This is a genomic window from Citrobacter sp. Cf088 (assembly GCF_030334295.1).
GTDB lineage: Bacteria > Pseudomonadota > Gammaproteobacteria > Enterobacterales > Enterobacteriaceae > Citrobacter > Citrobacter freundii.
Window position 1 is genome coordinate 94,877 of record NZ_JAOWEE010000040.1, and the last position, 12,858, is coordinate 107,734.

The 12,858-nt window shown below is 54.2% G+C and carries 8 protein-coding genes; 2 read left to right on the top strand and 6 right to left on the bottom strand.

All coding sequences use genetic code 11. The features are described 5' to 3' along the window. Window positions 1-72 precede the first annotated feature (72 nt). From glgP to asd, 6 genes are all read right to left on the bottom strand, one after another. Window positions 73-2,520, bottom strand: coding sequence for a glycogen phosphorylase (gene glgP, locus OGV71_RS05780; protein WP_003023492.1), 2,448 nt, complete (start codon window positions 2,518-2,520; stop codon window positions 73-75). Between the two features lie 19 nt (window positions 2,521-2,539). Next, entirely contained in the window at window positions 2,540-3,973 is a 1,434-nt protein-coding gene (gene glgA, locus OGV71_RS05785) for a glycogen synthase GlgA (RefSeq protein ID WP_086538630.1), read from the bottom strand. Then, window positions 3,973-5,268 carry a glucose-1-phosphate adenylyltransferase gene (gene glgC / locus OGV71_RS05790; RefSeq protein ID WP_003023489.1) on the bottom strand — a complete coding sequence of 432 codons (1,296 nt, stop codon included), beginning with the start codon at window positions 5,266-5,268 and terminating at the stop codon, window positions 3,973-3,975. Before glgC ends, glgA begins: the two co-directional genes overlap by 1 nt. A gap of 14 nt (window positions 5,269-5,282) precedes the next feature. Further along, on the bottom strand, window positions 5,283-7,259 hold the full coding sequence (gene glgX, locus OGV71_RS05795; protein ID WP_204583210.1) for a glycogen debranching protein GlgX: 1,977 nt from the start codon (window positions 7,257-7,259) through the stop codon (window positions 5,283-5,285). Next, the gene (gene glgB, locus OGV71_RS05800) at window positions 7,256-9,442 is read right to left on the bottom strand and encodes a 1,4-alpha-glucan branching enzyme (protein ID WP_071697063.1); all 2,187 of its coding nucleotides are present in this window, start codon (window positions 9,440-9,442) and stop codon (window positions 7,256-7,258) included. The genes glgX and glgB overlap by 4 nt, the downstream gene beginning before the upstream one ends. Window positions 9,443-9,715: 273 nt before the next feature. Then, complete coding sequence (asd, locus tag OGV71_RS05805; RefSeq protein WP_119174632.1) at window positions 9,716-10,822, bottom strand: aspartate-semialdehyde dehydrogenase; 1,107 nt, start codon at window positions 10,820-10,822, stop codon at window positions 9,716-9,718. A gap of 191 nt (window positions 10,823-11,013) precedes the next feature. Between asd and yhgN the strand changes: the two genes are divergently transcribed. Beyond that, complete coding sequence (gene yhgN / locus OGV71_RS05810) at window positions 11,014-11,607, top strand: NAAT family transporter YhgN (protein ID WP_003023480.1); 594 nt, start codon at window positions 11,014-11,016, stop codon at window positions 11,605-11,607. A gap of 755 nt (window positions 11,608-12,362) precedes the next feature. After that, window positions 12,363-12,809: a lipoate--protein ligase family protein gene (locus tag OGV71_RS05815; protein WP_204583209.1), complete on the top strand. Its 447-nt coding sequence runs from the start codon at window positions 12,363-12,365 to the stop codon at window positions 12,807-12,809. Window positions 12,810-12,858 lie beyond the last annotated feature (49 nt).

Sequence of the window (12,858 nt, forward strand, 5' to 3'; positions counted from 1 at the left end):
GCGACGCTTTATCCGGCCTACAAAAGTGCATAAACGTAGGCCGGGCAAGCGAAGCGCCCCCGGCCTCGTGTTTTACAACCGCACCGAATCAATATGCCAGATGTTTTCGGCGTACTCTTTGATCGTCCTGTCCGATGAGAAGTAACCCATGTTGGCGATATTAATCATCGACTTGGTAGTCCACTCTTCCGGGTGACGATACAGTTCATCAACCTTATCCTGACAATCAACGTAACTGCGATAATCCGCCAGCACCTGATAGTGGTCGCCAAAGTTGATCAATGAGTCCACCAGGTCGCGATAGCGTCCCGGCTCCTCCGGGCTGAATACGCCGCTGCCGATCTGCGTCAGCACCTGGTGCAACTCCTCGTCTTTCTCGTAATATTCACGCGGCTTATAGCCCTGACTACGCAAGGCTTCAACCTCTTCCGCCGTATTACCAAAGATAAAGATATTTTCTGCGCCCACATGTTCCAGCATCTCGACGTTGGCACCATCCAGCGTACCGATGGTCAACGCGCCATTCAGCGCAAATTTCATGTTACTGGTCCCGGAGGCTTCGGTCCCGGCCAGTGAAATCTGTTCAGACAGGTCGGCAGCAGGAATTATCACCTGCGCCAGGCTGACGCTGTAATTGGGGATAAACACCACTTTCAGTTTGTCGCCAATTTGCGGATCGTTATTGATCACTTTCGCGACATCGTTGATCAGATGAATGATGTGCTTCGCCATGTAATAGGCCGAAGCCGCTTTACCGGCGAAGATATTCACACGCGGCACCCACTCGGCGTCAGGATCGGCCTTAATGCGGTTGTAGCGGGTGATCACATGCAGCACGTTCATCAGTTGACGTTTGTATTCGTGAATACGCTTTATCTGCACATCAAACAGCGATTTCGGATTCACTACCACGTTAAGCTGCTGGGCAATGAGCGTGGCCAGACGTTTTTTGTTCTCCAGCTTCGCCCGGCGTACCGCCTGGTTCACCAACGGGAAATCGCAGTGCTGTTCAAGCTCGCTCAACTGGCTGAGATCGGTACGCCAGGTGCGGCCAATATTCTCATCCAGTACCTCGGAGAGCGGCGGGTTAGCCAGCGCCAGCCAGCGACGCGGCGTCACGCCGTTGGTAACGTTGCAGAAGCGGGTCGGGAAGATCTTCGCAAAGTCAGCAAATAGCGACTGCACCATCAGGTTGGAGTGCAGTTCAGACACACCATTAACCTTGTGGCTCACCACGACCGCCAGCCATGCCATACGCACCCGGCGGCCGTTAGATTCATCGATAATCGACGTCCGCCCCAGCAGACCGGTATCGTTCGGATACTGCTCCTGCAGCGTTTTCAGGAAGTAGTCGTTAATCTCAAAAATGATTTGCAGATGGCGCGGCAGAATTTTGCCCAGCATATCCACCGGCCAGGTCTCCAGCGCTTCGCTCATCAAAGTGTGGTTGGTATACGAGAAAACCTGACAGCACACTTCAAACGCATCATCCCAACTGAACTTGTGCTCATCAATCAACAGACGCATCAGCTCAGGGATCGACAGCACCGGATGGGTGTCGTTGAGGTGAATGGCGATTTTATCCGCCAGATTATCGTAGGTTTTGTGCAGTTGATAATGACGATTCAGAATGTCCTGCACCGTGGAGGAGACCAGGAAATACTCCTGGCGCAAGCGCAGCTCGCGTCCTGAATAGGTGGAGTCATCCGGATAGAGCACGCGGGAGACGTTCTCGGAGTGGTTTTTATCTTCCACCGCCGCAAAGTAGTCGCCCTGGTTAAATTTACCGAGGTTGATCTCGCTACTGGCCTGGGCATTCCACAGGCGCAGCGTGTTGGTGGCATCGGTGTCGTAACCGGGGATAATCTGGTCGTAGGCAACCGCGAGGATCTCTTCGGTTTCTATCCAGCGCGTTTTCTTGCCTTCCTGCTGTATACGCCCGCCAAAGCGCACTTTGTAGCGCGTATTGTGGCGTTTGAACTCCCATGGGTTACCGTATTCCAGCCAGTAGTCCGGCGACTCTTTCTGTCGGCCATCAACAATGTTTTGCTTGAACATGCCGTAGTCATAGCGAATACCGTAGCCGCGTCCCGGCAGTCCCAGCGTTGCCAGCGAGTCCAGGAAGCAGGCCGCCAGGCGCCCGAGGCCACCGTTGCCTAGGCCTGGGTCGTTTTCTTCATCGATCAGATCTTCAAGATCCAACCCCATACCTTCCAGCGCATTTTTGACATCGTCATAAATACCCAACGATAACAGTGCATTGGAAAGCGTGCGGCCAATCAAAAACTCCATAGACAGGTAATAAACCTGTCGAGTTTCCTGTGACAATTGCGCACGGTTAGAACGCAGCCAGCGCTCCACGAGACGATCGCGCACCGCGAACAATGTGGCGTTCAGCCACTCATGTTTATTGGCAATGACCGGGTCCTTACCAATCGTGAACATCAGCTTGTAGGCGATAGAATGCTTAAGTGCCTCTACGCTGAGTGTGGGCGATGCATAAGTAAATGGAGCATTCATATAGGTGATTCCTGGATAACTATTTCAAGCGATAGTAAAGCTCACGGTATGACTTCGCCGCGACTTGCCAGCTAAAATCCATGGTCATGGCCTGGCGTTGTACAAACCGCCACAGCGAAGGCCGGGACCACAATACGAAAGCACGCCGGATCGCACGTAGTAGCGACCAGGCATTACTATCTTCAAATACAAACCCACTGGCGATACCGTCCGCCAGGTTTTCCAGCGAACTGTCAGAGACCGTATCAGCCAGCCCACCGGTGCGCCGCACCAGCGGCAGCGTGCCGTACTTCAGTCCATACAATTGCGTTAAGCCACATGGCTCAAAACGGCTGGGAACCAATATCACATCGGCCCCACCCATGATGCGGTGCGAGAAGGCTTCGTGATAGCCAATCTGCACGCCCACTTGCCCCGGATGTTCCGCCGCCGCGGCGAGGAAACCTTCCTGCAATACCGGATCGCCCGCGCCGAGCAACGCCAGTTGTCCGCCCTGCTCTAACAGACCCGGCAGAGCCTCCAACACCAGATCCAACCCTTTCTGACTGGTCAGACGGCTGACTACGGCAAACAGAGGCACTTTGTCGTTAACCTTAAGTCCCATCGCGATCTGTAGCTGACGTTTGTTCTCCGCCTTTTCTTCCAGCGTGTCACGCGTATAGCGCGACGCCAGCAGCAGGTCGGTTTCCGGGCTCCAGATTTTTTCATCCACACCGTTCAGCACGCCGGAAAGCCGTCCTTCCCGATGACGCTGCTGCAACAGACCTTCCATACCATAGGCAAACTGCGGCTCGGTAATCTCCCGCGCGTAAGTTGGACTCACCGCTGTAATGTGGTCTGCGTAGTACAACCCGGCCTTCAGGAACGAAATCTGGCCGTTAAACTCCAGCCCGTGCACATTAAAGAACGACCATGGCAATTGGATGTCATCCATATGCTTTGCATAAAACATGCCTTGATACGCCAGGTTGTGTACGGTGAACACCGATTTCGCCGGATGGCCGCGCGCCGCCAGATACGCCGGGGCCAGACCGGCATGCCAGTCGTGCGCATGCACCACATCCGGGCGCCAGAATGGGTCAAGGCCGCAGGCCATTTCACATCCGACCCAGCCAAGCAACGCAAAACGCAGGACGTTATCGGTATAAGCGAACAGGTTGGTGTCGTGATACGGGCTACCGGGACGGTCGTAGAGATGCGGCGCGTCAATCAGGTAAATACCCACGCCGTTGAAATGCCCGAAAAGCAGCGTGATACGTCCAGCGAAGGTATCGCGACGCGTCACGACCTGTGCATCGGGAATGCCGCGACGAATATCAGGAAACGCCGGGAGCAACACGCGGGCATCCACGCCGTCCGCAATTTGCGCGGCAGGTAACGCCCCAATAACATCCGCCAGTCCCCCGGTTTTTAACAGGGGGAACATCTCTGAACAAACGTGTAAAACCTGCATTATCGCTCCTGTTTGATCTGCAGTTTGCGCAGCATTTCACGCGTGACCAGCACAATGCCTTCCTCTGAACGGTAGAAACGACGCGCATCTTCTTCCGCGTTTTCACCTATCACCATGCCTTCAGGAATAACGCAGGCGCGGTCAATAATGCAACGACGTAAGCGGCATGAACGTCCCACCCACACTTCAGGTAATAACACTGCCGAATCAATGTTACAGAATGAATTCACCCGCACACGCGGGAACAGAACGGACTGCACCACCACCGAACCCGAAATAATACAGCCGCCGGAAACCAGCGAGTTCAGCGTCATTCCGTGGCTACCGGAACGGTCCTGCACAAATTTCGCTGGCGGCAGCGATTCCATATGCGTACGGATTGGCCAGTCCTGGTCGTACATATCCAGTTCAGGCGTCACCGAAGCCAGATCAAGGTTCGCTTTCCAGTAGGCTTCCAGCGTCCCCACATCGCGCCAGTACGGCTCGGATTCCGGGTCAGACTGCACGCAGGACAACGGGAATGGATGTGCATACGCCATGCCAGCTTCGGTGATTTTTGGAATGATGTCTTTGCCAAAATCGTGACTGGATTTTTCATCGAGATCATCTTCCGCCAGCAGTTCATACAGATAATCGGCGTTGAAAATGTAGATCCCCATACTGGCAAGAGATTTGGTCGGGTCGCCTGGCATCGCTGGCGGGTTGGCGGGTTTTTCAACGAACTCAATAATTTTATCGGTGTCGTCCACGTCCATCACGCCAAACGCGCTGGCCTCTTCAATAGGCACTGGCATACAGGCCACGGTGCAACGCGCGCCCTTCTCGACGTGGTCGATCAGCATGCGTGAGTAGTCCTGCTTATAAATATGATCGCCCGCGAGGATCACCACGTATTCCGCTTTATAGCGTCGAATGATGTCCAGGTTTTGGGTCACCGCATCCGCCGTACCGCGATACCAGTTTTCACCCTGCATTCTCTGCTGGGCAGGCAACAAATCGACAAACTCGTTCATCTCTTCGCTAAAAAACGACCAGCCGCGCTGAATATGCTGCACCAGCGTATGGGACTGGTACTGGGTGATCACGCCAATACGGCGGATCCCGGAGTTAATACAGTTGGATAAGGCAAAATCGATAATGCGGAACTTACCGCCAAAGTGCACAGCAGGTTTGGCACGTTTGTTGGTCAAATCTTTTAAGCGGGTACCGCGGCCACCGGCCAGGATCAGGGCAACAGATTTTAATGGCAGCTGGCGCGCCAACATTACACGATCGTTCTTCTCTAAACTCACCATGACTAACTCCTTTTTTATCTTCTCTGGAACACACACAGTCCGTGCGCAGGTCCCTGCCAGACAGCCGTAAGCACCGGATTATCCTCTCCGGCAAATGGGGGAATGGCATGCCATTCCCCTTCAGGTAAAACGATATCTGTCACCTCAAGCGTGGCGTTTATTGCAATCAGAAAACGGTCTGAAAGCTGGATTTGCATCTGCCTCGGGCCGTTTTGCCACTCATCCGCACTTAAGGGTTGTGCGTACTTATTCAGCCAACGAACATTGCCATCGCCCTCTTCCCACCAACAATCCCCTGTTAATGCTGGGATTTGCCGGCGCAGATGAATCAGCGCGGCGGTAAATGTGGTTAGCCCACTGTTTGCCTGCTGCCAGTCCAGCCACGTTAAGGCGTTATCCTGACAGTAAGCGTTATTGTTGCCGTGCTGGCTATGACCATGCTCATCGCCCGCCAGCAACATCGGCGTCCCCTGGGAGAGCAACAGCGTGGTTAACAGCGCATGAATGCTGTCGCGCCGCCGCTCAATCAGGTCCAGCGTGCCGCCTAATCCTTCTTTACCATGATTGTCGCTGTAGTTATTGCTAGTGCCGTCGCGATTTTCCTCACCATTCGCTTCATTGTGCTTATTTGTGAAGCACACACAGTCGCGTAGCGTAAAACCGTCGTGCGCAGTCACCAGATTGACCGTGGCGCTGGGTTTGCGGCCCTGGCGTTTAAACACATCGCTGGATGCGGCAAAACGCCCGGCAAACTCGCCCAACGAGAGATTACGCTGGAGCCAAAAGCGTCGCGTCGCATCGCGGAAATGGTCATTCCACTCGGCAAACGGAGGGGGGAAATTCCCCACCTGATACCCGCCTTCACCAATATCCCACGGTTCCGCAATCAGCTTCACGCGTGAGAGCAGCGGACAGGTTTGGATCGCGGTAAACAGCGGCGCATCCTGACGAAACGCAGGTGTACGCCCCATGACGGAAGCCAAATCAAAACGAAAACCATCTACATGGCAGGTTTCAACCCAATAGCGCAGGCATTCACATGCGTATTCCACAACGCCAGGATGGCTCAAATTGAGGGTGTTCCCACAACCGGTCCAGTTGTAGTAATCACCATCGTCCCTGATCCAATAATAGCTACGGTTATCAATTCCGCGCAGCGAGAAGACAGGCCCTTCGAGATCCAGCTCGGCGCTGTGGTTCAAAACGATATCGAGAATGACCTCAATCCCCGCTTTGTGCAGCGCTTTTACCGCGTCGCGAAACTCATCAAGCGCACTCTCCGGCGAACAGGCATAGGCCGGATGCAGCGCGAACATGGCCACCGGGTTGTAGCCCCAGTAGTTCGACAGGCCCAGCCGCTGAAGTCGTGGTTCGCTGGCAAAATGCGCCACCGGCAGTAGCTCCAGCGCGGTAATGCCGAGACGCTTGAAATAGTCGATCATTACCGGATGACCCAGCGCTTTGTAGGTTCCGCGAATCTCTTCCGGCAGGTCAGGATGCAAATACGTCAACCCTTTGACATGCGCTTCGTAAATCACGGTATTGCCCCACGGCGTGCGCGGCGGGGCATCATCCTCCCAGTCATAATGGTCGGACACCACCACCCCCTTCAGCGCGATGGTGACATTATCATGGTGATCCGGTTCATTTAGCCCGTCGTGCAGCAGCAGGTTATCTTTTAACTCGCCCTCGACCCTACGGGCGCAAGGGTCAAGCAGCAGCTTGGCTGGGTTAAACCGGTGGCCCTGCTGCGGTTGCCATGGGCCATGGACGCGATAGCCATAGCGCAGACCGGGCCGGGCGTTGGCCAGATAGCCGTGCCAGACATCACCGCTACGCCCCGGCAGGTCGTAGCGGAGTTCGCAACCGTCCTCGTCAAATACGCATAATTCAACGCGTTCAGCGTGGGCTGAGAAGAGAGTAAAATTAACGCCATGGCCGTCATACGTTGCACCATGGGGGGTGGCGTTGCCGGTTGCCAGTTGCGTCATTCCCCCTCCCGAACCAGCCAGATCGTTGCCAACGGCGGTAACGTGAGGCTCAGTGAATGCTGACGACCATGACTGGCGATTTCATCACTGTGCACCGCACCACCGTTGCCAGTATTGCTGCCGTGGTAATGCATCGAATCGGTATTGAGGATTTCACGCCATTTGCCCGGCTGGTTAATACCGAAGCGATAGCCGTGGCGCGGCACTGGCGTAAAGTTACTGACCACGATGATTTCATTGCCGACCTTGTCACGACGCACGAAAGCCAGCACCGAACGTTCTTTGTCATCCACCACCAGCCACTCAAAGCCATAGGCGTCAAAGTCGAGCTCGTGCAGCGCTTTGTGATGACGATAGGTGAGGTTCAGATCGCGCACCAGACGCTGTACGCCGTGATGCCAGTTATCACCGCCTTCCAGCAGGTGCCAGTCGAGGCTGGCGTCATGGTTCCATTCACGTCCCTGCGCAAACTCGTTGCCCATAAACAGCAGTTTCTTACCGGGGAAGGCCCACATCCAGCCGTAGTAGGCGCGCAGGTTGGCAAACTTCTGCCACGCATCGCCCGGCATGCGGTCGAGAATCGATTTCTTGCCGTGCACCACTTCATCGTGCGACAACGGCAGGACAAAGTTCTCGGTGTAGTTGTACAGCATGCCGAAGGTCAGCTTATCGTGGTGATGTTGGCGATAAACCGGATCCAGTTTCATGTAGTCCAGCGTGTCGTGCATCCAGCCGAGGTTCCACTTATACCAGAACCCTAAACCGCCCATGTCCTGCGGTCTTGAAACGCCAGCAAAATCAGTGGATTCTTCCGCCATGCTCACCGCACCAGGCACCTGTTCACCAAGAATACGGTTGGTATTGCGTAAAAACTCAATGGCTTCGAGGTTTTCACGACCACCAAATTCGTTCGGGACCCATTCCCCTTCTTTACGGCTGTAGTCGCGATAAATCATCGATGCCACGGCATCCACGCGCAGCGCGTCGATACCAAAGCGCTCAATCCAGTACAGGGCGTTGCCCACCAGATAGTTGCTGACTTCACGGCGGCCATAGTTGTAGATCAGCGTGTTCCAGTCCTGGTGATAGCCTTCACGCGGGTCGCTGTGCTCATACAGATTAGTGCCATCAAACTCTGCCAGACCAAAATCGTCCGACGGGAAATGGCCCGGCACCCAGTCAAGAATGACGTTCAGCCCCGCCTGATGCGCGGCATTCACAAAATAGCGGAAGTCATCGCGCGTACCAAATCGACGGGTCGGCGCATACATGCCGGTAGGTTGGTAACCCCAGCTACCGTCGAACGGATGCTCGTTAATGGGCAATAGTTCAAGGTGGGTAAAGCCCATCCACTTGGCGTAAGGCACCAGCTGATCCGCCAGCTCGCGGTAGCTCAGCCAGAAGTTGTTATCGGTATGACGACGCCATGACCCCAGGTGCACTTCATAGATAGAGATTGGCGCATCAAACTGGTTGGCTTTTTTACGCTCCTCGCTTTGCACCACTTTTTCCGGCAGACCACAGATAAGCGACGCTGTTTCCGGGCGCATTTGCGCTTCGAAGGCGTAAGGGTCCGCTTTGATTCGCAGCTTACCGTTGGCATCGATCATCTCATATTTATACAGCTGACCATGCTGCGCACCGGGGATAAACAGCTCCCAGATACCGCTTTCTTTGCGCAGGCGCATCGGGTGGCGACGGCCATCCCAGTAGTTGAACTGCCCAACCACTGACACGCGTTGAGCGTTAGGTGCCCAGACAGAGAAGCGCGTGCCGGTTACGCCATCCATGGTATCCGCATGCGCACCCAGCGTTTCGTAAGGTCGCAGGTGCGTACCTTCAGATAGCAGCCAGGCATCCATATCCTGGATCAATGGGCCAAAACGATAAGGGTCATCAATCAGATTCTGCTGTCCATGCCAGACAACGGCCAACTGATAGCGAAAGAAATTTTTACGGCGGGGAAGTACTGCACAGAAAAAACCACGAGAGTCGAGGCAATCCAGCTTGCCGACTTTGCGTCCGGTTTTGGGTTCGATCACCCACACTTCGGTGGCGTCAGGTAATAGGGCGCGGACTTCAAGTCCAGCGTCAGTTTGGTGCATACCGAGTACGGAAAAAGGATCCGCAAAATGGCCTGCAATTAGCGCATTAATCACGTCTCTATCGATACGAACGGACATGGTTGTCATCCTGTTTTATGGTGTCACCCCTTCCAACTGATTTTCGACATCAGGTAGCGACACTTTTTTTGACCTGAACGGCGCAGCACAATTGTGCATCCTCTCTGCGTCGTCCCACCTTCAGGCAACAACTTAATACCTCCGGTACTAAGTCACCCTTAAAGAATAGCCAATGCTTTATCTTACTCCTGGTAAAAAATGAAACATCTGCGCTTACTCCTGTATTACGCAAAAAAAAGGGTGACTCAGCACCCTTTGATCATTAACAAACCATTACGCCAGTTGACGTAACATGCGGCGCAATGGCTCTGCAGCACCCCAAAGCAGCTGGTCACCTACGGTAAAGGCTGACAGGAACTCCGGTCCCATATTCAGCTTACGCAGACGACCTACTGGCGTGGCCAACGTGCCGGTAACGGCCGCCGGGGTTAACTCACGCATGGTGATTTCACGATCGTTTGGTACTACTTTCGCCCACGGGTTGTGCGCCGCCAGCAGTTCTTCCACGGTCGGAATAGACACATCTTTTTTCAGTTTTATGGTGAACGCCTGGCTGTGGCAGCGCAGCGCGCCGACGCGCACGCACAGACCATCAACCGGGATCACGGAAGACGTGTTGAGAATTTTGTTGGTTTCCGCCTGTCCCTTCCACTCTTCACGGCTCTGACCGTTATCGAGCTGTTTGTCGATCCACGGAATCAGGCTACCGGCCAGCGGTACGCCAAAGTTATCAACCGGCAGTTCACCGCTACGGGACAGGGTCGTCACTTTACGTTCGATGTCGAGAATAGCAGAGGAAGGGGTCGCCAGCTCCTCGGCCACATGGCCATACAGATGACCCATCTGAGACAACAGCTCGCGCATATGACGCGCGCCGCCGCCGGAAGCCGCCTGATAGGTCGCCACGGAGACCCAGTCGACCAGGTCATTGGCAAACAGGCCACCAAGGGACATCAGCATCAGGCTAACGGTACAGTTACCGCCGACAAAGGTCTTAATACCTTTATTCAGGCCATCGGTGATGACATCCTGGTTAACCGGATCGAGAATAATGATGGCGTCGTCTTTCATACGCAGCGAAGAGGCCGCGTCAATCCAGTAACCCTGCCAACCGCTTTCACGAAGCTTTGGATAGATTTCGTTGGTATAATCGCCGCCCTGACAGGTCACGATGATATCGAGCGCCTTCAGCGCATCCAGATCAAAAGCGTCCTGAAGCGTGCCGGTCGCGGTTCCACCGAATGTCGGTGCCGCCTGCCCGAGCTGGGAAGTAGAAAAGAAAACAGGGCGAATGGCGTCGAAGTCACGCTCCTCAACCATGCGTTGCATGAGAACAGAGCCGACCATACCGCGCCAGCCGATAAAACCAACATTTTTCATAGCGTTTTTTTCCTGCAGAGATGTGTGCTGTGTATGTATGCCAGTGTCCTGGTGGCATATCCTTCACCATACAAAATGCAGCCAAAGTCGCAAGTGAAATTAATCAATGATAGCGAAGCCATCAGTAATGCGACTTATCCCGCTGCGCAAGCAAGCAGAAAGTCCGTGGTAATTATCAGGGAATTTGAGTTATGAATGAAATCATTTCAGCGGCAGTTTTATTGATCCTGATTATGGATCCACTCGGAAATCTGCCCATTTTCATGTCCGTATTGAAACATACCGAACCAAAACGCCGCCGCGCGATTATGATTCGCGAGCTGTTCATTGCGCTGTTGGTGATGCTGATATTCCTGTTTGCGGGCGAGAAAATTCTGGCATTTCTTAACCTGCGCGCGGAAACCGTTTCTATCTCCGGGGGCATCATTTTGTTCCTGATCGCCATTAAGATGATTTTCCCCAGCGCCACCGGGAATAGCACCGGGCTTCCGGCGGGTGAAGAGCCGTTTATCGTGCCGCTGGCGATCCCGCTGGTAGCCGGTCCGACAATCCTGGCTTCATTAATGCTGTTGTCGCATCAATACCCAAACCAGATGGGGCATCTGGTGATTGCACTGCTGATCGCCTGGGGCGGTACGTTTGTGATTCTGTTGCAGTCGTCGCTGTTTTTGCGTCTGCTGGGGGAAAAAGGGGTGAACGCGCTGGAGCGCCTGATGGGGCTGATTCTGGTGATGATGGCCACCCAGATGTTCCTCGACGGCGTACGGATGTGGATGAAGGGGTAATTTCTCCTTTTTGGAGCAAATACCATGTTACCCGGAGAACGGCTCCGTTCACGTTATGACAGCAAAACAAATTTAACTGGAAGTCAGAGCGTTGAAGCGATGACACCGGTCCGGCTGAAAATCGATGAGGCGTTGACGGCTGACCGGGTCTGCCCGCAGGGATGCGGGCAGAGGGGACGGCCTGCATGGATGCAGGCTCGGCCCCGACCCGACAGGCAGACGGCATAAGACGAATACATCGCGCAGCGACGATTTTCCCGCCGGGAGCCTGGGTTGCAAGGGAGGCGGCGGTGAGCCTCCCTTGCACGTTCACGGGTATCAGCGCTTCAGAGAAATGACACCACTGAGGTGAACGGAAACCTGAGCAATAATCACATGTTCACCCTACATGCTTAACTGAACGGCATTGCGCTGTAATTTCAGGTATTCCTTATGCTTTTAAGTCGCTGATATAACGTATTTTCATTTCTGCGAGGCGCCTTCCGGAATGCCCTCTTGTCAGCATTGTGGATAAGCCTTATCTTCTCGCTGCACCTGCAAAATCAGGTGTCAGAATTAGCCTTCTGAAAATCATACTGGCGACATATACTTCTATGTCGTGCGACCGATTTCGTCTCAATGGCGGGTCGAGCGGGGGCGTCGCAAGACGCGCCGGTATCCAGTATGACCGGTAAGGCTAACTCCGCTCGATTCTGCCACCCGCGAGATTAGCCTCTCCGGTGGTGGTTTAAATAAAACATACTGGAGGCTGCCCTATGGCGACTCCCCCTCTCTTTTCACACTCTTTATTTACCCTGCCCTTTAGCCATGCCACGGACTTCACCGAACTGGCGGATAACTGCGAGCGTTTTGTCGAAGGACTGGTTGAATGCCATGACCCGGTTGAAAAACTGGCGATTTGTGCACGTCTGTCGGCCTGTCTCGCATTATTGCAACCGACCTTAACGGAGCCTGTACCGCAGCATCTGCAGGCCAGTCTGACGGTAGATACATTCCCGACCCGTTTTCCCCTTTTCGAGCCTGAGTCAGACCAGATGGGGCGTTACTGCCAGCTTTTGACGCATTTGCTGATGAGCAAAACGCTTTCTGATGATATGGAGCGAGTAGCGGGTGATTTGCTGCAGGATTTGGTGGGCTATTTCGCCGACACGCTGAAAGCGCCGCGTTGGTTGAAAACCGAGGATGGGGTGATGGTGCTGTAAAAAAGCCGGGTGACGCTTGCGCTTACCCGGCCTACGATGTGGATGTGTG

Bases quoted from the DNA above. Each gene is read 5' to 3' on its own strand.
- glgP (WP_003023492.1), bottom strand. From the start codon at position 2,520: ATGAATGCTCCATTTACTTATGCATCGCCCACACTCAGCGTAGAGGCA.
- glgA (WP_086538630.1), bottom strand. From the start codon at position 3,973: ATGCAGGTTTTACACGTTTGTTCAGAGATGTTCCCCCTGTTAAAAACC.
- glgC (WP_003023489.1), bottom strand. From the start codon at position 5,268: ATGGTGAGTTTAGAGAAGAACGATCGTGTAATGTTGGCGCGCCAGCTG.
- glgX (WP_204583210.1), bottom strand. From the start codon at position 7,259: ATGACGCAACTGGCAACCGGCAACGCCACCCCCCATGGTGCAACGTAT.
- glgB (WP_071697063.1), bottom strand. From the start codon at position 9,442: ATGTCCGTTCGTATCGATAGAGACGTGATTAATGCGCTAATTGCAGGC.
- asd (WP_119174632.1), bottom strand. From the start codon at position 10,822: ATGAAAAATGTTGGTTTTATCGGCTGGCGCGGTATGGTCGGCTCTGTT.
- yhgN (WP_003023480.1), top strand. From the start codon at position 11,014: ATGAATGAAATCATTTCAGCGGCAGTTTTATTGATCCTGATTATGGAT.
- OGV71_RS05815 (WP_204583209.1), top strand. From the start codon at position 12,363: ATGGCGACTCCCCCTCTCTTTTCACACTCTTTATTTACCCTGCCCTTT.